A 22,425-nucleotide genomic window follows, 5' to 3' on the forward strand; every position below is an offset into this window, starting at 1 on the left:
CCTCCGACACAGGGCGACAGATTACCCGGCTTTTCCTAACGGTCACGTTCGGCTGCGAAGACTCCGTCCGGCTGCGGGGAAACGACCGCCGCCCCGGTCACCGGAACGTTTCCCGAAAGGGCCACCGGGGCGGCCGGGCGCCAGCAGTCGCCGCCCGCGGCGCGGGCGGCGGCGAGTGCCCGGTCGGCGGACCGCAGCAGGACGGCGGCGTGGGTGCCGTCCTCCGGGAGCACCGCCAGGCCGATCGCGGCGGTGAGGCCGTTGCCGTGCGGGCGGCGGTCCGCCCGCTCGCCGGAGGACCAGTCCAGCAGCAGGTGGCGGCGGACCGACCAGACCAGGCGGTCGGCGACCTGGGCCGCGCCCTCGGCCCCGGTGTCCGGCAGCACCACCAGGAACTCCTCGCCGCTGTACCGCCCCAGGGTGTCGGAGCGGCGGATCTCCATGCCGAGCCGCTGGGCGAGGTCGCGCAGCACCGTCCCGGCCCGGGTCCGGCCGTGCTCGGCGACCACCGCGTCGAAGCCGTTGATCTCCAGCAGCAGCACGGCCAGCGGACGCGGCCCGTCCTGCGGCTCGTGCTGCTCGGCCCGGCGGGCCCGGTCGATCTCCCGGTCCAGGGTGAGCTGGAGGTGCCGGTAGTTCCAGACGCCGGTGACCGGGTCGCAGGAGGCGGTGCGCTCCAGTTCGGCGTTGCGCTCCTCCAGTTCGGCGACGCGCTCGCGCAGCCCGGTCTCGCGCCGGGCCGCGCGCGCCGCGCCGCGCCGCAGCCGGACGCCGAGGACGGCGGCGCCGGCCAGCGCGGGGGCGCTCAGCACGGCCAGGGCCTGGACCAGCAGCGGGGTGGACATCGTGGGCTGCCTTCCGCGTGTCAGGCTCTGGGCGGCCCGGTCGCACAGGCGTCAGGGGTCCAGAGCGGTCGTGGTCGGAGCGATGGAGGAACGGTGGACCATCCCATGCACAACGAGAAGGGCGCGCTGAGGACACGGCTGCTGTCCGAGCGGCGGGAAATCCCGGCCGAGGAGCGGGAGCGGGCCGCCGAGGCGCTGGCCGGGCACGCCGGCGCGCTGGCGGCCGCCGCCGTGCCGGCCGGGGAGGCCGCGACGGCGGGGGCGGCGGGGGCGACGACGGGCGCGGCGGCCACGGTGGCCGCGTACGTCTCGGTGGGCACCGAGCCGGGCACCCGCCCGCTGCTGGACGCGCTGCGGGCGCGCGGGCTGCGGGTGCTGCTCCCGGTCCTGCTGGCCGACAACGATCTGGACTGGGCGGAGTACACCGGGCCGGCGGCGCTGGCCCCGGCCGGGCGCGGCCTGCTGGAGCCGGTCGGCGGGCGGCTCGGGCCAGAGGCGGTGACCGGCGCCGGGCTGGTGCTGCTGCCGGGGCTGGCGGTGGACCGGCGGGGGCTGCGGCTGGGACGGGGCGGCGGCTCGTACGACCGGGTGCTGGCCCGGCTGGAGCGGTCCGGGGCGCGGCCGGTGCTGGCGGTGCTGCTGTACGAGCACGAGCTGCTCGAACGGGTGCCGGCCGAGCCGCACGACCGGCCGGTGGACCTCGCGCTGACCCCCTCCGGCGCCCACCGGCTGGGGTGAGGCCCGGCGGGCGGGTACGGCGGGCGGGTAGTACGGCGGGCGGGTACGGCGGGGCCCCGTGCCCCCGGACGGATCCGGGGGCACGGGGCCCGGACGGCGGGCGGGCGTCAGCCCGCGGTCAGCGTCAGCTTGTGCTTGGTCGCCCGTTCGACCGCGTCCGGCGAGAAGGACCAGCTCAGCAGCTTGCCCTTGAGCCAGAGGTCGGTCTGGTCGTTGTAGTTCTCGTGGAAGGCGTGACCGGAGGCACCACCGACGATGATCCAGCGCGAGGCGTCGAGGTCGTTCAGGTCGACCACCATGCGCATCGAGGGGATCCAGTCCACCTGGTACCCGGCGGCCGCGTTCCACCCCGCCGCGTCGACCGCCGCCGAACCGCCGGAGAGCCGGTAGGGGCCCCGGTTGAGCAACTGGTGGACGACGCCCGAGCCGATCGAGGAGCTGTCCGAGCCCATGGTGCGCTCGCGCAGCTCCAGCTTGTGCAGCCGGCCCCAGCTCCAGGTGGTGATGTCCTTGGTGAGCAGCGAGGTGAGCTCCTGGCGGGCGTTGGTCATCGCCTCGCGCAGCAGGTTGTCCAGGCCCTTCTGCTCCTTGTGCTGGGAGTCGATGTACGTCCACCAGCCGCTGTCGGGCTTCTCCAGCTGCTGCCGGACGACCTCGTTCCAGCGGTCGCCGCCGTCCGGCTGGGCCTTGGCCGGGTCACGGGTGCCGCACTCGGTGACGATCTTCGACTTGCTGTCCGGCCTGGTCGGGTCGATCTGCTGGCGGACCAGCAGGCAGTTCTCCTCGGCCCGCAGGTCGGCCGGGAACTTCTGGCCGAAGGCGAGGGTGAGCAGCTGGCGCCAGACGCCGTTGTAGTAGGCGGCGGCGGCCGAGTCTGCGTCCTGGTGGAAGTTCCAGTCCTTCAGCAGGTCCTGCGCCTCGCGCACGTAGGGGTCGTCGATCTCGACCTTGAGCAGCATCGGGACCAGGGTCTTGGCCAGGATGCTGGTGTTGTCGAGCTGCATGTCCTGCATGTCGTCCGGCGAGATCTTGCCGTTGTTCTTCAGCCGGGCCTCGAGCTGGTCGGTGATCTCCTTGGCCCGGGTGCCGTACTCCCAGTCGGTGGTCAGCGCGGGCTTGTAGCCCGGGTCGACCACGGCCTGGTTGGCGGTGACGATGTAGCCGCTGCTCGGGTTGAGGCTCCAGGGCATGGCGCTGAACGGGACCGGGTCCTTCTTCCACTGGTAGGCGGAGTCCCAGCCCGGCGCCGGGTAGCGGCCGTCGCCCTTGCCGCGCACCGGGATGTAGCCCGGGGCCTGGTAGCCGATGTTCTTGGCGTCGGCGTAGACGAGGTTCTGCGACGGGACGGTGAAGTCGGCGGCGGCCTTCTGGAAGTCGTCCCAGTTCTTCGCCCGGTCGAGCGCGAAGACGGCGTCCATGGTGCGGCCCGGGATCAGCGCGGTCCACTGCAGGGCGACGCCGTAGCCGCCGGTGCCCCGGTCCGGGGCGGAGGCGCCGTTGGGCGCGTACTTGCCGACGTTCTGCTGCTCGGTGCTCGGGTCGGAGATCAGCGGGGCGCCGGTCTCGGTGGTGCGGACGGTGATGGTGCGGTCCTCGCCGCCGGCGACCTTGATGGTCTCCTTGCGGAGCTCGAACTTCTTCTCCTTGCCGTCGACCAGGTAGGTCTCGGGGCCGGTCACCTTCTCCAGGAAGAGGTCGGTGACGTCGGCGCCGAGGTTGGTGAAGCCCCAGGCGATGTCCTTGTTGTGGCCGATGACCACACCGGGCATGCCGGCGAAGGTGAAGCCGGAGACGTCGTACTGGCAGGTCGGGGAGACCGCCCGGCAGTGCAGGCCCATCTGGTACCAGACCGAGGGCAGGCCGGGACCGAGGTGCGGGTCGTTGGCCAGCAGCGGCTTGCCGGTGGTGGTGTGGCTGCCGGCCACCACCCAGGAGTTGGAGCCGATGCCCTGGCCGTTGCGGCCGAGCAGCTCGGGCAGCGCGTCGATCCGGTCGGTGACGCCCTTGAGCAGTGCCGAGGAGGCGGCGGCGCCCTGGGCGGTGCCGGCGGCGGTCCCCTGGGCGGCCGGGGCCGAGCCGTCGGCCGGCTTGTAGGAGGTGCCGTTCACGGTGCCGGTCTTCACGATCGTGCCGTTGCGCGCGTACGGGTAGTCCGGGTACAGCTCGGCGATCTTCTCCGGGCTGAAGTCCTGGGCGAGCAGCGAGCGGTCGATCTCCTCCTGGAGGTTCCCGGAGAGGTCCCAGGCCATCGCCTTGAGCCAGGCCACCGAGTCGACCGGGGTCCACTGCTCGGGCTTGTAGTCGCCGTTGACGACGCCGAGGACGCCGTACTCCACCGAGGCGGCGGAGCCGCCCGGGTGCTCGGCGAGCCAGGAGTTGACCCCCTCCGCGTAGGCCTGGAGGTTCTTCTTGGTGTCGGCGCCGAGGAGGGTGTCGAACTCCTTCTGGGCCACCTGGCGCCAGCCCATGGTGCGGATCATGGAGTCGGTGTCGACCTGGCTGTCGCCGAACATCTCGGAGAGCCGGCCCGCGGTGATGTGCCGCCGGACGTCCATCTCCCAGAACCGGTCCTGGGCCTGGACGTAGCCCTGGGCCCGGAAGAGGTCCTCGGAGGTGTCGGCGTAGAGCTGGGGGATGCCGTTGGCGTCCCGCTTCACGTCGACCGGCGCGCTCATGCCCGCCACCTTGACGCTGCCGTCGACCTCGGGGAAGGACGCGCGGACCGCGGCCACCCCCCGGTAGCCGCCGTAGCCGGCGCCGGCCACCAGCAGTACGACCAGCACGATCACGATCAGACGGGCGCGCCGGAACTTTTTCGAGCGGGGCATCTGGGTCCTTGCGGTCCTCACTGGGGGGCGGGCGGACATGTCAAGGGCACGGGGCCGTGACAGGGCACCACATTAGGCCGACTCGGCTGGCGGCCGTGCACGGGGGACGCTCACGGTGGGATCGGAGGAGGTCAGGAGGCGGCCCGAGGAGGGCCGGCGGGAGGCCGCGGGCGCGGGCCGGAGAAGACCGGAGGCGGCGGACCGGAGCAGGTCACCAGGAGGCCGGAGGCCCGGACCGAGGAAACGCGTGGCCAATGAACCTAAAGATATGGCAAAATGTTAGACTGAGTAACGATCCGCAAGGGGAGTAATTGGCGCCCCCGGTCGCCACCCCTGTCGGGACCCCGTCCGCCCCCGCCACGTCCGAGGTGCCCCTGCGTGAATGTCGACCACCTGAACCAGCTGCTGCTCGAGTTCTCCGTGATCCTGCTGATCGCGGTGGTCGCCGTGCGCGTCTCCACCAAATCCGGCCTGCCCAGCCTGCTGATCTACCTCGGCATCGGGGTGGCGCTCGGCCAGAACGGCCTCGGCGTCTCCTTCGACAACGCCGAACTCACCCAGGTGCTCGGCTACGCGGCCCTGGTGGTGATCCTGGCCGAGGGCGGCCTCAAGACCAACTGGCGCGAGGCCAGACCCGTGATGGGGGCCGCCACCGTACTCGCCACCGTCGGCGTCGGGATCAGCGTCTTCGTCACCGCGGCCGGGGCGCACTGGCTGGTCGGCCTGGACTGGCGCACCTCACTGCTGCTCGGCGCGATCGTCTCGTCCACGGACGCCGCGGCCGTCTTCTCGGTGCTGCGCACGGTGCCGCTGCCGCGCCGGCTGACCGGTCTGCTGGAGGCCGAGTCCGGCTTCAACGACGCGCCCGTGGTCATCCTGGTCGTCGCCTTCGCCGCCGTCGGCGACACGGAGCCGTGGTACGTCCTGATCGGCACGATCCTCGCCGAGCTGGCGATCGGCCTGGCCGTCGGCCTCGCGGTCGGCAAGCTCGGGGCGTTCGGCCTCAAGCACGTCGCCCTGCCGTCCTCCGGCCTCTACCCGATCGCGGTGCTGGCCCTGGCCGTGCTCGGCTACGCCGGCGGCGCGCTGCTGCACGGCTCCGGGTTCCTCGCCGTCTACGTCACCGCGGTGATCCTCGGCAACTCCAAGCTGCCGCACGGCCCCGCCGTCCGGGGCTTCGCCGACGGCCTGGCCTGGATCGGGCAGATCGGCATGTTCGTGCTGCTCGGCCTGCTCTGCACCCCCGAGTCGATGGGCTCGGCCGTGGTGCCGGCGCTGGTGATCGGCGCGGTACTGGTCTTCCTCGCCCGGCCGCTCTCGGTGGTGCTCACGCTCACCCCGTTCCGGCTGCCGCTGCGCGAGCAGGCCCTGCTCAGCTGGGCCGGCCTGCGCGGGGCGGTGCCCATCGTGCTGGCCACCATCCCGATGGTGTCCGGCGCGCCGATGGCCCAGGACGTCTTCAACATCGTCTTCATCCTGGTCGTGGTCTTCACCCTGCTCCAGGGCCCGACGCTGCCCTGGGTCGCCAAGGGCCTGCGGATCGGCGAAGGGTCGATGGGACAGGACCTCGGCATCGAGTCCGCCCCGCTGGAGAAGCTGCACGGACACCTGTTGTCGGTCGCGCTGGCGCCGGACTCCCGGATGTCCGGCGTGGAGATCGGCGAGCTGCGGCTGCCGACCGGGGCGGCGGTCACCCTGGTGGTGCGGGAGGGCAGCAGCTTCGTGCCCGACAAGGCGACCGTGCTGCGCGGCGGGGACGAGCTGCTGGTCGTCACCACGGACGAGGTGGGCGAGGCGGCCGAGCGGCGACTGCGGGCCGTGGACAAGGGCGGCAAGCTGGCCGACTGGCTGCACGGACGCAGGACCTGAAGGTCTCGCCCGGAGTTCACCTTGACTTAACAGGACAACTTTGGATCCGTCCTGTAGTGTCGAGTTCAGCGCGACATCTACGCGCGTATAACCATTGTTCGCTGACACACCACACCCCAGCATCTGCCTGAAGCAGAGTTGGCGCGACCGCTCGGCGGCCGCGGCCCGGACCCGGCCCACCGCCGGACCGGCCCGGTAACTACCCCGGTCGACGCGCGAGAGGACGACTCTCGGCGCCGTCGGGGCCACCCCATGCCCTGCCGCGCTACCAGGCAGCAGGAAGGACCGACCGTGACGGCCCGCCGAACGGTCGAGAGCGTCGAGGACGCCCGGAGCACCGGAAACCCCGGGAACCCCGTGGACGCCGCGGATGCCAGGAGCAGCGCGGACGCCGCGAACCACGCGGACACCGCCGGCCACGCGGAGGCCACGGGCGCCGCGGACCACGCCGATGCCACGGGCCGCGCCGACGCCGCGCCGGCCCGGGTCGGCTACGGGACCCTGCTGCGCACCCCCGGGGCCTGGACGTTCCTGACCCCCGCGCTGCTCGCCCGGCTGCCCTACGCGATGCTCAGCATGGGGATCCTGCTGCTGGTCAAGGACACCCACGGCTCGTACGGCACCGCCAGCACGGTCGCGGCCGTCGCCGCCGTCGCCCAGGCGCTGATCGGCCCGCAGACCGGGCGGCTCGCGGACCGTTACGGCCAGGCCGCCGTGCTCGTCCCGACCGTCCTGGTGCACGCGGCCTCGGTCGGCGCACTGATCGCGCTCGCCCTCGGGCACGCGCCGGCCTGGAGCCTGTTCCTGGCCGCCGCCCCGGCCGGCGCGAGCGTCCCGCAGATCGGCGCGATGGTGCGCGCCCGCTGGATCTCCACCTTCACCGCCGAGGGCGCCTCCGCGTCCTCCGCCGCCAAGGTGAGCACCGCCTTCGCCTTCGAGTCCGTGACCGACGAGTTCACCTTCGTCGTCGGCCCGATCCTGGCCGCCGCCGTGGCAACCTCGGTCAACCCCTCGACCGGGCTGATCGCCGAGGCCGCGCTGACCCTGGTCGGCGGTCTGGCCTTCGCGGCCCAGCGGCGCACCGCGCCCGCCCGGGTGGTGCGCGAACCCGGTGTCCGGCAGGCCTCGGCCCTCGCCTCGCCCGGCGTCCGGCTACTGGCCGGCACCTTCCTGGGCGTGGGCGCCGTCTTCGGCGGCATGCAGGTCTCGGTGAACGCCTTCGCCGACTCGGTCGGCCAGCAGGGCGCCGCCGGCACCGTCTACGGCATCTTCGCCGGCGGCTCGATGGTGGCCGGCGTGCTCTACGGCGTGATCGCCTGGCGGCGGTCGGTCCAGCAGCGGATGGTCATGAGCTACGGCCTGCTGGTGCTGGGCTGCTCGACCCTGTGGGCGATGCCGAACCTGGTCGCGCTGTCGGTCGCCGGGCTGGTCTGCGGCCTGGCCATCGCCCCGACCCTGATCAGCGGCTACACCCTGGTCGAGACGCTGGTCGAGGACGGCGCCAAGACCGAGGCCTTCACCTGGCTGACCGGCGCCATCGGTCTGGGCCTGGCGACCGGCGCGACGGCGGCCGGGCGGCTGATCGACGCGCACGGCCCGACCGTCGGCTTCCTGGTACCGGTGGCCGGTGCCGGCCTCGGCCTGATCGCCCTGTTCTCGCTGCGGGGACTGCTGGTACCGGCCGGAACCCGCAGCACGGTGGTCGCCGGCTCGGTGGAACGGGGTGCCCCGGCCGGACTGGTGGGGGCCGTCAAGGGCTGACCCCGGGGCCGGAACCGACTCATCTCACATTCGAGTCGCTGGACTGATCCTTCGGAATGCCGCATCATTGAGGATCGTTAGCACTCATCAGGCGAGAGTGCCAGGAGGAAGACAAGTGCCCACGTACCAGTACCAGTGCACCGAGTGCGGCAACGGCCTGGAGGCGGTGCAGAAGTTCACCGACGAAGCGCTGACCACGTGCCCCGACTGCCAGGGACGGCTCCGCAAGGTCTTCTCGGCGGTGGGTGTCGTCTTCAAGGGCTCCGGTTTCTACCGGACCGACAGCCGCTCCTCCTCCAGCAGCTCGGTGGGTTCCGGCTCGTCGTCGACCTCGTCGTCGACGTCGCCCGCGAGCTCCTCCTCGGGCTCGTCCTCGTCGGGCTCCTCGGGTTCGTCGGGGTCCTCGGCCCCCGCCGCCAGCCCCGCCCCGGCGGCCGGCTGAGTTCCGGCCGGGCCGCGGCACCAGCTTCTCGGACGGCCCGCCGTTCCCGTTCTCCACGGGTGCGGCGGGCCTTTCGCGCGTTCGGCGGCAGGTGCCGGGGCGGGGCGCGGAAGGCGGGTCCCGGAAGGCTGGTCCCGGAAGGCTGGTCCCGGAAGACGGGGCGGAGAGCACGGATCCCGAAGGACGGGTCGCGGAGGACGGGTTCTGTCAGCGCGGGGCGGGCCGGTTCACCCCTGCGAGTGGGTCCCGTTGTCCACAGGCCCGGGTTGTCCACAGGTTCTGGAAACGGAGTTCCGGCGGTCGCGCGGGGCGGCCCAGAGTGGGCACCGCAAGCCCCGAGCCCGACCGTGGAGGTGCCCGTGACCACCGCTTCGTCCGCCCTGCCGCCCCGTCCGCTGCCGATCCCCCCGCTGCCCGCGCCGACCGTTCCACCCCGGCAGCCGGTGCCCTCGTTCCCGCCGATCGGAGGCCGGTCCGGGCCGCGCGGCCGACTCCGACAGCTGCTGGGGTACGGCCCCCGGGTGCCGGCCGCACTGCTGCTCGCGGTGGTGACCGCACTCGCCCTCGGACCGGCCCGGGCGGACTCGCGGCCGCCGGAATCGGCACCGCCGGTCGGCCGAACGGGTTGTCCTGCGGAGGGGGGAGAAAATCACCCGTGACCGGCGGACGACTTCGTCGTTCACGCGGCATGAAGGGCTTCAAGGAATTCCTGCTGCGCGGAAACGTCGTCGAACTGGCCGTCGCCGTGGTCATCGGTGCGGCCTTCACCAGCATCGTCAACGCCTTCGTCAAGGGCGTGATCAATCCGATCGTCGGCGCGTTCGGGGCCCAGGACCTCGCGTCCTACAGCTCCTGCCTCAAAGGGCCCTGTGAGGTGAGCGCCACCGGCGAGGTCACGTCCGGAATCCCGATCCTCTGGGGCAGCGTGCTCAGCGCGGCCCTGCAGTTCCTGATCACCGCCGCCGTCGTCTACTTCTGCCTCATCCTGCCGATGACCAGGTTCACCGCCCGGCGCAAGACCCTGGCCGAGGTCCAGGCCGAGGCCGAGGCCAAGGAGGTCCTGCTGCTCACCGAGATCCGCGACGCCCTGGTCACCCGGGCCGCCTGAAGACCGGGCTGCCCGACCCCCGAGCCGTCCGACCCCGCGACACCCGACCCTGCGGCACCCGACCGGGCCCGGGCCCGGTCCGGCGGTCCCGTCCCTCCGGATCAGTCCCCGTGGTGCGGCGGGCGCTGGCTCAGGTACCAGTCCAGCCCCCGTCCACCACTCTCCCCGGCCCCGGGGCGGTCGCCCCACCCGGTGTCGGTGTCGTCCCGGGACTGCCGGTCCAGCGGGTCGCCGAAGATCAGCCGGGCCTTCGCCGCCGCGTCCGCGCCCGGCCGGGCCTTCGGGGCGGCCTGCGCCGACCCGTCCCCCGTGCCGGGCGCCGTGCCGGGCTCCGACTCCTGGCCCGGCCGGTCGTCCGTCGTGTCCTTCGCCATCGTCTTCTCCACCGCTCTCGTACCCCGCCGCCGCCGTCCGCCCCCGCCCACCAAGCCTAGAAGGCCCTGACGCGGCCCCGGGACGACGGTGGGCCCGGCGCGGACCGCTCCGCACCGGGCCCACCGGGCCGTACCCGTCCGCACCCGCTCAACCCGGCGCCCCGCGCGCCGTGCTCCCGCACGCCGTGTCCGCGACACCCGTGGACCGCTGCTACGCGGCCTCGAAGCCCGCGTGGTCGGCTATCTTCTTCAGCTCCGCCAGCGCGTGCTTCTCGATCTGGCGGATCCGCTCACGGGTCAGCCCGTGCTGCTTGCCCACCTCGGTGAGAGTGCGCTCGCGGCCGTCCTCCATGCCGTAACGGGAGCGGATGATCGACGCCGTCCGGTCGTCCAGCCGCCCGATCAGGCCGTCCAGCTCCTCGCGGCGGAGCATGACCATCACGGCGTCCTCGGGGGACGTGGCCCCGGTGTCCTCGACCAGGTCGCCGAACTGGGTCTCGCCCTCGTCGTCGACCGACATGTTCAGACTGACCGGGTCGCGCGCCCAGTCCAGCACGTCCTTGATCCGGGTCTCGGTGGTGTCCAGCTCGGCCGCGATCTCGGCCGGCTCGGGCTCACGGCCCAGCTCCTTCGACTTCTCCCGCTGCACCCGCCGGATCCGGCCCAGCTCCTCGACCAGGTGGACGGGCAGGCGGATGGTGCGCGACTGGTCGGCGATCGACCGGGTGATGGCCTGGCGGATCCACCACGTCGCGTAGGTGGAGAACTTGAAGCCCTTGGCGTAGTCGAACTTCTCCACGGCGCGGACCAGACCCGCGTTGCCCTCCTGGATGAGGTCCAGCAGGGGCAGACCACTGCGCGGGTAGCGCCGGGCCACGGCGACCACGAGGCGGAGGTTCGATCGGATGAAGACGTCCTTGGCACGCTCGGCGTCCTCGGCTATCGCCTCGAGCTCCTCGCGTCGCACCCCCTCGGGGAGCGCTCCCTCCTCCAGCAGGTGCTGCGCGTAGACACCGGCCTCGATCCGCAGCGAGAGCTCGACCTCCTCGGCGGCATCGAGCAGGGGTGTCCTGGCGATCTCGTCGAGATACATGCCGACCAGGTCACGGTCGGCCTCGAAGTTGGTCGGGCGGGCCGCGCGAGTCCGGTCGGCCCTGTCGCGAACGACGGCACGGGTGGCCATGCTTGTGCTCCCTTTGCTGGTGTTGCCGAGGTCTGGCTGCCTGCCCCCAGGAGGGCGCGACATGCGGGCCCGGAGGGCCTTGCACGTAACGATCCAACGAACAGATTCCGGACAACATTCCCAAGTCGCTCAGATTCTTCCAGGGATGCAGTATCCTGCGAGATTTTCCCCCGATTCCGAGCGGAGGGTGACCGTGCGGGCACCACGGGTGCCGTTTCGGGACCGTTCCGGCGCACCCCGCGCACGGCCCCCGTCAGGCACAACCCCGCCGGCGCCGGGCGCGTTCCCGCGCGGACCCGCGCTCCCGCACCGGCGCACGCAGGTTCTCCGCACAAAAGATGCCAAATCGCTATCACCGCAGCGCGCGCTCGGCACAGGCGGCTGGGAAGGTGACAGCCATGCACCTGACCAACAGCTCGCCCATCATCACCGCGCGTGATCGCCACCTGCTCCGGCACGCGGCACTCGCGGTCTGTTGCGCCGGACTGTTCGCCGCCCTCGCGGCCCTGGTGCAGACCGGCTGGGGCCCGCTCTCCCGGTTCGACCACGAGCTCACCGGTGACCTGCACGGCTACGCGGCCGATCACACCGTGTGGACCGCCTCGGTGCAGATGTTCTCCGACATCGGCGGGACGATCACCATGCGCAGCGTCCTCGGCGCCGTCGCGCTCTGGCTCTGGCTGATCGGCGCCCGGACCCTGGCCGGCTGGGTCGCGGCCCAGACCCTGATCGGCTGGGGCGGCCAGTGGGTGCTGAAGCTCTCCTTCGGCCGCCAGCGCCCGGCCTTCTCCGACCCGGTCGCGCACGCCTCCGGTCCCGCGTTCCCCTCCGGACACGCGATGGCCTCCGCGATCACCTGTGCGGTACTGGTCGGCCTGCTCTGGCCCCGGGCCCGCCGCGCCGGCCGGAGCACCGCCTGCACCACCGCGGCGCTGACCGTTCTCGCGATAGGTGCCTCCCGGGTCTTCCTCGGTCTGCACTGGACCACCGATGTCCTGGCCGGCTGGCTCGCCGCCGGAATCGTCCTCGGCGCCGTCACCGTCATCGTGGAGCTCTCCCGCCCGGGCGCCCTGGCCCGCGACTTCCGCCGGGTGGACTGGCGCACCCGCCCCCGCGTCCAGCGGGTCCTCGTCTCCTCCGCCCGACCGCCCCGCGACACCGGCCCCGCGGACGACCCCGCCGACGACCTCCCGGACGCACCCTCGGTCGACGCCCCGGTCCGCGCCTCCGACACCCCCGGCACCGCCGCCGGGCCGGCCACCGACCCCGTCCCCGACCGTCCCGACGGCCTCCTGCGCTGAGGGCCGCCGCACCCGCGAACGACCGCGCCGACGATCACCTCGGCCGGCCACCGCCCACCGCGACGCGCGGCGCCGTACAGCTTCCCGCCGTAGGACCAGGCGCCGAAGAGCCGTACGGGGTTCCCGTCCGGTCGTGTTCCCGGACTCGGTCGTGGATGCCCTCCGGCACCACCTGGAGCACTTCGCGGGGGCAGAGTCGGAGGGCCGCATGTTCATCGGGCCGCGCCGCGACCGGCTGCGCCGCAGCGACTTCCGGGACGACGGGACCGCCGCGAAGGTCCGCACGGGCATCCCGATGGAGGCGCGCTTCCACGATCTCCGCCGCACCGGGCCGCACGGGGTGACCGACAGGACTGAACGGCGAAGGCCCAGGGCGGCGGGATTCACCCGCCGGCCTGGGCCTTTGCTGCGTTCTTACTGTGCCCCAGGCAGGATTCGAACCTGCGACACCGGCTTTAGGAGAGCCGTGCTCTATCCCCTGAGCTACTGAGGCGGGGAAGACCGCTGACAGCCTAGCGGATCGGTGGAGAGGGTTGGGCGGGGACGGGCCCGGGGTGGGCGGGCCGACGGTGGGTCAGCGCGGCCGGGGGCGGCCCGACCTGCGGAAGGAACGCCGGTTAGCCTGGGAGGACGGGACTCGACGGCCCCTCGGCCCCGGGCCCGAGGGGCCGGTGGACAGAGGCGGGGGCGGCAGATGACGGCGGGCGAGCGGTGGTACGGGAGATCCGTCCGCCGGGCGGCACGGGTGGCCGGGCCGGCGACCTGGCTGGCCCCGGCGCTGGTGATGCTGGCGGTCGGCGGCTACCGGCTGGGGACCCCGACCCTGTGGCGGGACGAGGTGGCGACCTGGACCTCCGCCGTCCGCCCGCTCGGTGAACTGCTGCGGATGCTGCAGCACGTCGACGCCAGCAACGGCGCCTACTACATCCTGCTGCACGGCTGGATCGCGCTGTTCGGCGACTCGGTGACGATGCTGCGGCTGCCGTCGGTGCTGGCCATGGCGGGCGCGGCCGCGTTCACCGCGCTGACCGCCGCACGGCTGTTCGGCGGCCGGGTCGCGGGCACCTGTGCCGGGCTCCTCTTCGCGACCGTGCCACTGGTCTCCCGGTACGCGCAGGAGGCCCGCTCCTACGCGCTGGTGACCTGCGCCGTCGCGGCCGCGACCTGGTTCCTGCTGCGCGCCCTGGACCGGTCGACGCCGTGGCGGTGGATCGCGTACGGCCTGGCGATGGCGGTGGCCGGCGCCGCGCACCTGGTCTCGCTGAGCGCTCTGGTCGGGCAGGCGGCCCTGGTCGCGCCGCACCTGTGGGCGGCCCGGGGTCCGGACCTGCGGCGGCTGCTCGTCGGCCTGGCGGCGGTGCTGACCGCCGTGGTGGTGGCGGTGCTGCCGGTCGCGCTCCTCGGCCGTCAGCAGTCGGAGCGGCAGCTGGGCTGGCTCGCCCGGCCGAGCGTGGACCAGCTGTGGCACTTCGGCGAGCCGCTGTTCGGCTCGGCCCGGGTGTTCGACGTCTTCCTGGTGCTGGCGGTGCTGGCCCTGGTGCTGCCCGGGCGGCGCGGTCCGGCGCTGCGGCTGCTGCTGCTCGCGGTGCTGCCGGTGCTGGCGGTCTGGGTGCTCTCGCGCGGCACCACCTCGTACTTCCTCGACCGGTACCTGCTGTTCACGGTCCCCGCCTGGGCCGCGCTGGCCGGCTGCGGGGTCGGCGCCGTGTACGCGGCCGTGACGGCGGCGGCCAAGCCCGGCCGGACCAATCCGGAGCTGCGGGCGGCGGGGCTGGTGCTCGCGGTCGGTGTGGTGGCGGTGACCGGGGCCACGGCGCTGCCCCGGCAGTCGCTGGTGCGCTACCCGGGATCGCACGCGCAGTCCAAGGAGCCGTACCAGGCGGTGGCCCGGCTGATCACCGCCGGCTACCGGCCCGGGGACGGGCTGGCCGTGCCGATCGGCGGCCAGGCCTGGTCGATGGTCGGCCCCGGTGTCTCCTACTACCTGCCGGACGCGATACGGCCGTACCCCCTGTTCGTGGCGAGCGGAGCCGTCCCGGCCGGGGACCTCTTCCCGATACCGTGCCCGAAGCCCGCGGACTGCACCGGGTCCGGGACCCGGACCTGGCTGGTCGTGCTGGGCGACACCGCCGATCCGCTCGCCGAGGTGCCCGCCGGCGAGGCGGCCGCCCTGCGGAGCCGGTTCGGCCCGCCGCAGCAGGTGACGCCGCTGGGCGGGATGACGCTCGCGCTGCTGGACGGCGCCGGCGCCGGCCGCTGACCCCCGCCCGGGCCGGCGGGCCCGCGGGACGGGAGGCAGCCCGGATGCGGCGCGCCGGGGCTCGGGCGACCATGGATCACGGCGACCAGGTCGGGAGGACCGTCCGTGAGCGAGCAGCCGAGCGAGCAGCCTCCCGAGCGGCGGACCCCTCCGCCGGAAGGTCCGGCACCCCGGCGGACGGACCGGTGGAAGCAGCGGTCGACCGCCCTGGCCGGTTCGGCGCGCGAGCTGCCCCAACAGGTCCCGCTGGTGGGCCGCGCCCTGCGCCAGCTGCTCCGGGTGAACCTGCTCGACTGCGCGACCCGGCTGGCCGCCCAGGCCTTCCTGAGCGCCCTGCCCGCACTGTTCGTGGTCGCGGTGTTCACCCCCGCGGCCGTCCGGGACGGGCTGGTGCGCTCGCTGCGCAAGGAGCTGGGGCTCCAGGGCGCGGCCGCGCAGTCCGTCCAGCAGCTGCTCGGGACGGCCCACCACGAGGACACCGGCTTCGGGGTGATCGGCGCGCTGGTGACCCTGCTCTCGGCGACGGCCCTCAGCCGGGCGATGCAGCGGGTCTGCGAGCGCTGCTGGGAGCTGCCCAAGTCGGGCACCAGGGTGGCGGCCTGGCGCTGGCTGGTCTGGCTGCTGGTCTGGCTGGTCTACCTGGTGTTCCAGACCCCGGTCCGGGAGGGCTTCGGCCTGGGCGCCTGGCTCGGCGTCCCGCTGATCTTCCTGGCGTCGACGGTGCTCTGGTGGTGGACCCAGCACCTGCTGCTGGGCGCCCGGGTGCGCTGGCTGCCGCTGTTGCCGGGGGCGCTGCTGTGCGGGGTGGCCGTGGTCGTGATCGGGGTGGCCTCGCGGATCTACCTGCCGAGCGCGATGAGTCGCAGCATCGGCCAGTTCGGCCCCTACGGTGTGGTGTTCACCTCGTTGTCCTGGCTGATCGTGGGCTTCACCGGGGTGACCCTGGCGATCGCGCTGGGCCGGGTGGTCGCCGAGGAGGAGCCGATCGCCGAGCTGCTGGGCTCGCGCACCGAACCGGGCCGGTGGGGCGGTCCGCGCTCCTGAACGCGGACCGCCCCGACCGAGGCCCCGGGCGGTGTGCGGTGTGCCGGTGCCGACGAGCCTCGGCGGTGTGGCCGTACCGACGCGCCCGGGCGGCGGCCCGGGCGGTGTGCCCGGGCCGCGGCGGACCTCAGAGCGCCCGGGTCAGCCGGTCCAGGATGGACGGCGGGGCGAGGTCGGACTTCAGCACGACCGGCACCTCGACCTTGTTGGCGCCCTCACCGGACCGCAGCACACCGACCTGGGTCCCGGCCGTCACCCGGTGCCCGACCTTCTGCGGGTCCAGCACCAGGGTGCCGGTGATGCCGGGGAAGCCGGCCACCGAGAGGTCCTGCGCGGCGACGACCGGGACCGAACCGCCGAGGCCGTCGTCGATCCGACCGACCACGTCGCCCTGCTTGGCCAGGGTCTGAGCGGTGAGCCCGTTCTGCGCCGCCTGGATCTGCTTGGCGCTGACGCTCTGCACCACCTTGAGGATGCTGGGCTCGGCGGCGGTCGCCGGCTGCCCCAGGGTGACGCCCAGGATCAGCCGCCGCACACCGGCGACGTCCTTGAACGCGGCCCACATCAGGCAGCCGCCGGCCGGGGTGCTGGAGCCGGTCTTGACGCCGATGATGCCGTTCTTGGGCGAGATCAGCGTGTTGGTGTTGGAGATCTTCTGGTTGTTGAAGGTGGTGTCCGGGGTCGACACGATCTGCCGGAAGATCTCGTCCTGCATCACCTGCTCGGCCAGCTTCAGCTGGTCCTTGGCCGTGCTCCTGGTCTCGGCGTTGAAGCCGGCCGGGTCGGTGTAGGTGGTGTTGGTCATGCCGAACGCGGCGGCGGTGTCGTTCATCTTCTTGACGAACGCCTCCTCCGATCCGGCGTCCCAGCGCGCCAGCAGCCGGGCCACGTTGTTGGCGGAGGGCAGCATCAGCAGTTCCAGCGCCTGGTACTGGCTGAGCTGCTGCCCCTCGGTGAGGGTGACCCGGGACTCGTCGACGTTGCCGGACTCCTGGGCGGCCTGCTTGTCGACGGTGATCTTCGGACCGCCCTCGCCCTTCTTCAGCGGGTGCGCCTGAAGGATGAGGTAGGCGTTCATCACCTTGGTGACACTGGCGATCGAGGCCGGGGTCTCCGGGCCCGAGCTGCCCAGGCTGCCGACCCCGACCACCCCGGCGGCCGACTGGCCCTTGGCGGGCCAGGCCAGGTCGAGCGGGTCACCGGGGAAACCGAAGCCGCCGGCCGCGGTCATCCGCACCTTGGCGTCCGGCAGCGGGCGGAGCAGCTGGGCGGTGACCACCGCGCCGAGGACGACGGCGAGGAAGGCCGTCCAGATGGTGATCCGCTTGAGCGCGCGACGCAGCGGGGAGACCGGCCGACCGTTGAGCGTGGCCAGCACGTCCATCGCCTCGGAGGTGGACTCCGGGAACGGCAGCGGCGCGGGTTCGGGCAGGGGCAGCGGTTCGGGCGCGGGCGGCGGCGCGGGGGCCGGGGCGGGGCGCGGCTCCGGGGCCGGCCCGGGTTCGGGGGCGGGGACCGGCTCGGGCTCCGGAACGGGCTCGGGGGCGGGCGGCTTCGGGACGGTGCCGGCGGCCGTGGGGAGGCGCAGCATCCGGGTCCGTTCGGCGTCCTCCCGCTTCTCGAACTTCTCGGCCCGCGCGGCCGCGGCGGCCGGTTCGGCCGGTTCCGCCGGTTCCGCCGGTTCGGCCGCCGCGGTCACCGGGGACGCGGAGGAGGACGCCGGCTGCCCGTCGGTGTCCGTGTCGTTCCCGGCGGGCTCGGCTTCGGCCTCTGCCTCTGCCTTGGCCTTGGCCTTGGGCTCTGTGCGACCGGTGGGCCCGGCCGCCGTCGGCGACGGCGACGGCGTCCGAATGGCGAGACGGGGGTCGGTTCCGGTCGGGCGCCCCGGTGCGTCGGCCGCGGCGCCGCCGACCTCCTCCTCCCGCCCGGCCGAACCGATCGCGGTGGCCCCGGACGGCCTGCGCGACTCCTCGGTCAGGCGAAGTGCGGTGGTGGCGTCGTCGGACGGCATCCTCAGCGCCGTGGTCGCGTCGTCGGACGGCATCCGCAACGCCGTGGTGGCATCGTCGGACGGCATCCGCAACGCCGTGGTCGCCTGGTCCACGGGCATCCGCAGCGCGGTCGTCCGGGTGTCCGAATCCCGGACGCGCAGCTGCACCGTGGCGGGCTTGGCCGGCCGGCCCGGTCCGCCGTCGGCGGGATCCGGGGCGCCGTCCGGTTCGTTCGACTCGTCCGATTCATCGGACGAGTGACGGGGCGAGCGACCGGACGAGTCCCCCGACCGGGCATCGCCCGAGTCACCGGACGGAGCATCGCCAGACGGAGCGTCCCCGGCGTCCGCAGGCTCGGCGACGGTGCCCGGCTCCGGCTCGGCCGCCCGGCCCGCCACGCCGTCCGCCGCCCGGCCCGTCACGCCGTCCGCCGCCCGGTCCACCGCCGGCGCGGCCGCCTTCTCGGCCGTGGCGGAGTCGGCCGGTTCGCCGTCCCGCTCCCGCGCCCGATCGCCGTCCCGCAGCACCCTGTCGGGGGACTCGCCCACGTAACCCAGCCTCCTCAACGCCCGGCGGGGCACCGGCCGACCCGATTTCGGGAAGCCGGTACCCCGCCCCGTGTACCTGTACAGTCTCCGCCACCGGCGACCGATCCGGTCGCCCACACCCCGCCCGACCGGCGGTTATTGGCGCGGCGCGGCCGCGCCGCGGCCTGTTCAACGGTCAGACGCCGGGCCCGCCACGGGCGGTTCCCCCGCTCGATCGCAAGGTCACGATTCGGAGGCGTACTCGACAAGCCCGTGTGAGAGGCGTCACGCTGTTTCCCATCCACGCGGGGAGGCTTGGATGGGCAAGAGCCGCAGAACTGTTCCCGAGGAACTCTTGCTGCTCGCTTTGGACCCGGCCACGGGCACCACTGCGCAGCCGCAGACCCTCGACCTCGGACTCGCCGGGGCACAGCTCGTCGAGCTGTCCCTGGCCGGACGGATCGTTCCTGAGGGTGACCGGATCGCCGTGGTGCTCCCACGGCCGACCGGTGACCCGACACTCGACCACGCACTCGAGCTGCTGCGACGACGCGGCAGCCCGGTCCGCGCCACGCACTGGATCGGCGGGCCCCGGCTGGGGCTGCGGCAGACCTACCTGGCACACCTGGAGCGCTGCGGCATGGTGACCGCCGTGCCCGGTCAGGTGTGCGGGGTGCTGCCCACGATCCGCTACCAGGCGTCGGACGACTGCACCAACGCCGCGATCAAGCAGCGACTGGACACCGCGATCCGCACCGGCGTGCCGCCGGACCCGCGGACGGCCGCGCTCGCCGCCCTGGCGCACTCGGTCGGTCTGGGCAAGCACCTGTACCCGGGCAACGAGGGCCGGTCCTCGCGGTCCAGGTTGCGCGATCTGATCCGCTACGACCCGCTGGGCGGGATGGTCGCGCACGCCGTGATGGACGTGCAGAACGGTCTGCCGAGCCAGCAGAACCGTTCCGCCCAGGCAACTGCGGCGCCGTCGGGCTCGGGAGGCCGGGCCGGTCAGCGCTCGGTGGCCGGGCGCGGCAGCGGCGGCGGCCGGGTCGCGGCGTCCCGCGTCGGCGTCCGCTGAGGCTCCCACCGGGGCCGGACGCCCGACGGGGCCGGCGCCGGGGGCCGCACCGGGGCCCTCGCCAGGAGACGGGCCCGGACTCCGGTCCGGGCCCCCCGCTCGGCCCGCGGTCCCGCGGGCACCCGAACCGTCCGGTGCGCCGAGCGCGTACCAGCGCGAACAGCAGCGCACGCCGAACAGCTCACGCCCCACAGGGGCGCCGAGCACCCGGCACCACCAGGCAGTGAGAAGGGGCGGTCGCCCGCGACGGAAGTCGCCGGGCGACCGCCCCTCCGCCGTCCCCCGAGTCGGTCCACCCCCCACCCGGACCCCCGGCCGCATACCGCCCCCGCACGTGCCACCAGCACCTGCGCGGCCCCGAGCCGCATCCGCACCACGTCCGCCACGCCGTCACCCCGCCACCGGACCGGGCCGCGGCGCCTCTACCACCCGGAGGCGTCCGCTGTCTCGCCGAAGCGCTTTTCCGATGATCTGTTCTACTGCGCTCCGGGGATTTCCCGGCGCCGACCTGATCCGGGGTGACATGCTGCACAACGTCAGGGGGTTGATCCAGATTTCCACCGTGTTCCGAGGACTTCCGTTCCAACGATCACCAGAGGTCCGACCGGAGGTCGACGTGTCCGCGAACATCAATCCCACGGTGCGCCGTCGACGCCTCGGCTCGGAGCTGCGCAAGCTCCGGGACGCGGCGGGGATGACCGCGGAGGAGGTCGCCGGCCGGCTGATGGTCTCCCAGTCCAAGATCAGCCGCCTGGAGAACGGCCGCCGCAGCATCAGCCAGCGCGACGTCCGCGACCTGTGCGACGTCTACAGCGTCACCGACGAGGCGATGCGGGCCAGTCTGATGGAGATGGCCCGGGAGTCCCGCCAGCGCGGCTGGTGGCACGACTTCAACGACATGCCCACCCCGTACAGCGTCTACATCGGGCTGGAGGCCGAGGCCTCGTCGATCCGCGCGTACGAGTCCTCCTTCGTGCCCGGGCTGCTGCAGACCGAGCAGTACGCCCAGGCCGTGGTCGAGGGCACCCAGCCGGACACCGACGCGCTCTCCGTCCAGCGCCGGGTGCAGGTCCGGATGAAGCGCCAGGACCGGGTCAACGGCGAGAACCCGCTGGGCAGTCTGTGGACGGTGATAGACGAGGCGGTGCTGCGCCGGGAGGTCGGCAGCAAGGAGGTGATGGCCCACCAGCTGAAGCACATGCTGGAGCTGAGCCAGCGCCCCAACATCACGATCCAGGTCATACCGTTCTCGCACGGTGCCCACCCCGGAATGACCGGGACATTCTCCCTGCTGGAGTTCCCGGAGTCAGCCGATTCGACGGTTGTCTACTTCGAAGGGGTGACGAGCGATCTCTACCTGGAGAAGGAGGCCGACGTGCGCCGCTATACCAGTCTCTACGACCACCTGCGGGCGGCCGCGCTCGGGGTGGCGGAGACCCGCTCACTGATAGCCGACATTGAAGAGGGATACCACCGATGAGCACCACCTTCGAGAACAGGACGAGCTGGCGCAAGAGCAGTCACAGCGGCGGCAACGGCGCGTGCGTGGAGATCAGGGTGCCGGCCGCCGACCGGGTGGCCGTCCGTGACTCCAAGGACCCGGAGGGACCGCAGCTGAGTTTCTCCCCCGAGGCCTGGAACGCGTTCGCCGCCGCCGCGGGTGCCGGAGCGTTCGACAGCCTCTGACCGACCTCGTGCCGGTTCCCGGCCCAGGTGCCCGTAGCGGTGTCCGTCGCCCTCCCCCGGGGCGGCGGCCACCGCTACGGGCATCTCGGCGTCCCGGGGCATGCCCCCGACAAGCGGTCCCGGGCCCGACGGCGGAGGATCAGCCGAGCACCGGGTAACGGGCCGCCCAGGCCGCGCCCTCCGCGGTGTCCCGGCTGTGCAGCTCGGGCCCGTGCATCAGCTCCAGCACGAAGTCGTCGGCCAGCTCCAGCAGCGCCCCGCGCCCCTCGAGCCCCGCCACCAGGCCGGGCGGCAGCGCGGTGTCACCGTGCAGCACCCCGAGCAGGTTGCCGCAGACCGCACCCGTGGAGTCGCTGTCCCCCGAGTGGTTCACCGCCAGCAGCAGCCCGGACCGGACGTCGTGCGCGACCAGCGCGCAGTACACCCCGATCGCCAGCGCCTCCTCGGCGACCCAGCCCTCCCCCAGCGCCTCGACCCGCTCGGCGGACGGCTCCCCCGCCCGCACCGCGTCTAGCGCGGCCCGCAGGGCCGCCGTGGTCTCCTCGTGCGCCGGCCGCTCCGACAGCAGCGCGAGCGCCAGGTGCACGCCCTCCTCCAGGGTGCCGCCCCGGGCCACGGTCTGGACGATCACCGCGAGCGCCCCGGCCGAGAGGTAACCGGTGGGGTGGCCGTGGGTCAGTACCGAGCACTCCACCGCCAGCTGGAACACCAGGCCCGGCTCCCAGGTGGTCAGCAGCCCGAACGGCGCCGCCCGCATCACCGTGCCGCAGCCCTTGGAGTGCGGGTTCTTCGGCGCCTCCAGGGTGCCCAGCCGCTCCGCGCCCGGACCGGAGAGGCCGGACAGGCAGGCCTGGCCCGGCGCCCGCTGCGCGTACAGCCACTCCTCCCGGCCGAGCCAGCCGAGGTCGTCCCGGCGCTCGTCGGGGCCCCAGTCCCGCTGGGTGACGGCCCAGCGCAGATAGGCGCGGTGGACGTCGGTGGGCGGGTGCCAGCTGCCGGTGTCCCGGCGGATGTGGGCGCGTATCAGCCCGTCGAGGGTGAACAGCACCATCTGGGTGTCGTCGGTGACCGCGCCCAGCCGCCCGTACGCGGGGACGTAACCCGTGACGCCGAGCGGGCCGTGCACGGCCCGGATCTTCTCCAGGGACTCGAACTCCACGCCCGCGCCGAGTGCGTCACCGATCGCGCCGCCGAGCAGGCATCCCCGCACCCGGCTGCGGAAGTCCTGCTGCTGGGCGCGGGACCACAGTGGCATCACGGCAAGCGCCTTTCGTCCGGGAGCGGGAGGGACGCGCGACGCACGGCCGGTCGCGCGCCCTCGCACTGTATTCGAATGCCCGAACAGCCCGGCAGGGTTCCCGCTCCACCGGATCACCACCGGATGTTCCGCCGA

At 73.4% G+C, this 22,425-nt stretch carries 17 protein-coding genes and 1 tRNA gene; 11 read left to right on the plus strand and 7 right to left on the minus strand.

Translation table 11 applies throughout. The features are described from left to right. Positions 1-35 precede the first annotated feature (35 nt). Positions 36-845: a GGDEF domain-containing protein gene (locus BLU95_RS17310; RefSeq protein ID WP_093860816.1), complete on the minus strand. Its 810-nt coding sequence runs from the start codon at positions 843-845 to the stop codon at positions 36-38. Positions 846-950: 105 nt separating this feature from the next. Between BLU95_RS17310 and BLU95_RS17315 the strand changes: the two genes are divergently transcribed. Then, entirely contained in the window at positions 951-1,583 is a 633-nt protein-coding gene (locus BLU95_RS17315) for a 5-formyltetrahydrofolate cyclo-ligase (protein ID WP_093860817.1), read from the plus strand. Between the two features lie 107 nt (positions 1,584-1,690). On the opposite strand, the gene BLU95_RS17320 is transcribed toward BLU95_RS17315, so the two are convergent. Further along, on the minus strand, positions 1,691-4,411 hold the full coding sequence (locus BLU95_RS17320) for a penicillin acylase family protein (RefSeq protein ID WP_093860818.1): 2,721 nt from the start codon (positions 4,409-4,411) through the stop codon (positions 1,691-1,693). Between the two features lie 378 nt (positions 4,412-4,789). On the opposite strand from BLU95_RS17320, the gene BLU95_RS17325 reads away from it, so the two are divergent. From BLU95_RS17325 to mscL, 4 genes are all read left to right on the plus strand, one after another. Then, the gene (locus BLU95_RS17325) at positions 4,790-6,280 is read left to right on the plus strand and encodes a potassium/proton antiporter (protein ID WP_093860819.1); all 1,491 of its coding nucleotides are present in this window, start codon (positions 4,790-4,792) and stop codon (positions 6,278-6,280) included. Between the two features lie 501 nt (positions 6,281-6,781). Then, on the plus strand, positions 6,782-8,041 hold the full coding sequence (locus tag BLU95_RS17330; protein WP_231978783.1) for an MFS transporter: 1,260 nt from the start codon (positions 6,782-6,784) through the stop codon (positions 8,039-8,041). Between the two features lie 115 nt (positions 8,042-8,156). Beyond that, a complete protein-coding gene (locus BLU95_RS17335; protein ID WP_093860821.1) occupies positions 8,157-8,483 on the plus strand; it encodes an FmdB family zinc ribbon protein in 327 nt (108 codons plus the stop codon). 688 nt (positions 8,484-9,171) lie between these two features. Continuing rightward, positions 9,172-9,591, plus strand: coding sequence for a large conductance mechanosensitive channel protein MscL (gene mscL, locus BLU95_RS17340; protein WP_093860822.1), 420 nt, complete (start codon positions 9,172-9,174; stop codon positions 9,589-9,591). A gap of 101 nt (positions 9,592-9,692) precedes the next feature. Here the strand turns inward: mscL and BLU95_RS17345 are convergent, their stop codons facing one another. Next, positions 9,693-9,965, minus strand: coding sequence for a hypothetical protein (locus BLU95_RS17345; protein WP_093860823.1), 273 nt, complete (start codon positions 9,963-9,965; stop codon positions 9,693-9,695). Positions 9,966-10,176: 211 nt separating this feature from the next. Continuing rightward, entirely contained in the window at positions 10,177-11,148 is a 972-nt protein-coding gene (locus BLU95_RS17350) for a sigma-70 family RNA polymerase sigma factor (protein WP_093860824.1), read from the minus strand. Between the two features lie 398 nt (positions 11,149-11,546). Here BLU95_RS17350 and BLU95_RS17355 point away from each other — a divergent pair, with 398 nt between their 5' ends. Next, positions 11,547-12,449 (plus strand): phosphatase PAP2 family protein, encoded by a 903-nt coding sequence (locus BLU95_RS17355; protein ID WP_159424911.1) that lies wholly within the window; start codon positions 11,547-11,549, stop codon positions 12,447-12,449. 420 nt (positions 12,450-12,869) lie between these two features. Here BLU95_RS17355 and BLU95_RS17360 read toward each other — a convergent pair. Next, positions 12,870-12,942 (minus strand) — tRNA-Arg (locus BLU95_RS17360). Positions 12,943-13,143: 201 nt separating this feature from the next. On the opposite strand from BLU95_RS17360, the gene BLU95_RS17365 reads away from it, so the two are divergent. Together BLU95_RS17365 and BLU95_RS17370 are read left to right on the plus strand one after the other, a co-directional pair. Then, a complete protein-coding gene (locus BLU95_RS17365) occupies positions 13,144-14,709 on the plus strand; it encodes a glycosyltransferase family 39 protein (protein ID WP_093860826.1) in 1,566 nt (521 codons plus the stop codon). A 105-nt stretch (positions 14,710-14,814) separates the two neighbouring features. Then, complete coding sequence (locus tag BLU95_RS17370) at positions 14,815-15,753, plus strand: YhjD/YihY/BrkB family envelope integrity protein (RefSeq protein WP_093860827.1); 939 nt, start codon at positions 14,815-14,817, stop codon at positions 15,751-15,753. A 127-nt stretch (positions 15,754-15,880) separates the two neighbouring features. Here BLU95_RS17370 and BLU95_RS42895 read toward each other — a convergent pair whose 3' ends face one another. Next, positions 15,881-18,292, minus strand: coding sequence for a hypothetical protein (locus tag BLU95_RS42895; protein WP_093860828.1), 2,412 nt, complete (start codon positions 18,290-18,292; stop codon positions 15,881-15,883). Between the two features lie 298 nt (positions 18,293-18,590). Here BLU95_RS42895 and BLU95_RS17380 point away from each other — a divergent pair, with 298 nt between their 5' ends. From BLU95_RS17380 to BLU95_RS17390, 3 genes are all read left to right on the plus strand, one after another. Next, a complete protein-coding gene (locus BLU95_RS17380) occupies positions 18,591-19,346 on the plus strand; it encodes a GOLPH3/VPS74 family protein (protein WP_093860829.1) in 756 nt (251 codons plus the stop codon). Between the two features lie 616 nt (positions 19,347-19,962). After that, positions 19,963-20,826 (plus strand): helix-turn-helix domain-containing protein, encoded by an 864-nt coding sequence (locus tag BLU95_RS17385; RefSeq protein WP_030393501.1) that lies wholly within the window; start codon positions 19,963-19,965, stop codon positions 20,824-20,826. After that, positions 20,823-21,032, plus strand: a complete 210-nt coding sequence (locus BLU95_RS17390) for a DUF397 domain-containing protein (RefSeq protein ID WP_053650576.1) — start codon at positions 20,823-20,825, stop codon at positions 21,030-21,032. Before BLU95_RS17385 ends, BLU95_RS17390 begins: the two co-directional genes overlap by 4 nt. A gap of 139 nt (positions 21,033-21,171) precedes the next feature. Here BLU95_RS17390 and BLU95_RS17395 read toward each other — a convergent pair whose 3' ends face one another. Continuing rightward, a complete protein-coding gene (locus tag BLU95_RS17395; RefSeq protein WP_093860830.1) occupies positions 21,172-22,287 on the minus strand; it encodes an ADP-ribosylglycohydrolase family protein in 1,116 nt (371 codons plus the stop codon). Between the last annotated feature and the right edge of the window lie 138 nt (positions 22,288-22,425).

The organism is Streptomyces sp. TLI_053 (assembly GCF_900105395.1).
Classification (GTDB): Bacteria; Actinomycetota; Actinomycetes; order Streptomycetales; family Streptomycetaceae; genus Kitasatospora.

What these genes read in the sequence shown, in the direction of transcription:
- BLU95_RS17310 (WP_093860816.1), bottom strand. Translation starts at nt 845, where the DNA reads ATGTCCACCCCGCTGCTGGTCCAGGCCCTGGCCGTGCTGAGCGCCCCC.
- BLU95_RS17315 (WP_093860817.1), top strand. Translation starts at nt 951, where the DNA reads ATGCACAACGAGAAGGGCGCGCTGAGGACACGGCTGCTGTCCGAGCGG.
- BLU95_RS17320 (WP_093860818.1), bottom strand. Translation starts at nt 4,411, where the DNA reads ATGCCCCGCTCGAAAAAGTTCCGGCGCGCCCGTCTGATCGTGATCGTG.
- mscL (WP_093860822.1), top strand. Translation starts at nt 9,172, where the DNA reads ATGAAGGGCTTCAAGGAATTCCTGCTGCGCGGAAACGTCGTCGAACTG.
- BLU95_RS17345 (WP_093860823.1), bottom strand. Translation starts at nt 9,965, where the DNA reads ATGGCGAAGGACACGACGGACGACCGGCCGGGCCAGGAGTCGGAGCCC.
- BLU95_RS17350 (WP_093860824.1), bottom strand. Translation starts at nt 11,148, where the DNA reads ATGGCCACCCGTGCCGTCGTTCGCGACAGGGCCGACCGGACTCGCGCG.
- BLU95_RS17355 (WP_159424911.1), top strand. Translation starts at nt 11,547, where the DNA reads ATGCACCTGACCAACAGCTCGCCCATCATCACCGCGCGTGATCGCCAC.
- BLU95_RS17365 (WP_093860826.1), top strand. Translation starts at nt 13,144, where the DNA reads ATGACGGCGGGCGAGCGGTGGTACGGGAGATCCGTCCGCCGGGCGGCA.
- BLU95_RS17380 (WP_093860829.1), top strand. Translation starts at nt 18,591, where the DNA reads ATGGGCAAGAGCCGCAGAACTGTTCCCGAGGAACTCTTGCTGCTCGCT.
- BLU95_RS17390 (WP_053650576.1), top strand. Translation starts at nt 20,823, where the DNA reads ATGAGCACCACCTTCGAGAACAGGACGAGCTGGCGCAAGAGCAGTCAC.
- BLU95_RS17395 (WP_093860830.1), bottom strand. Translation starts at nt 22,287, where the DNA reads ATGCCACTGTGGTCCCGCGCCCAGCAGCAGGACTTCCGCAGCCGGGTG.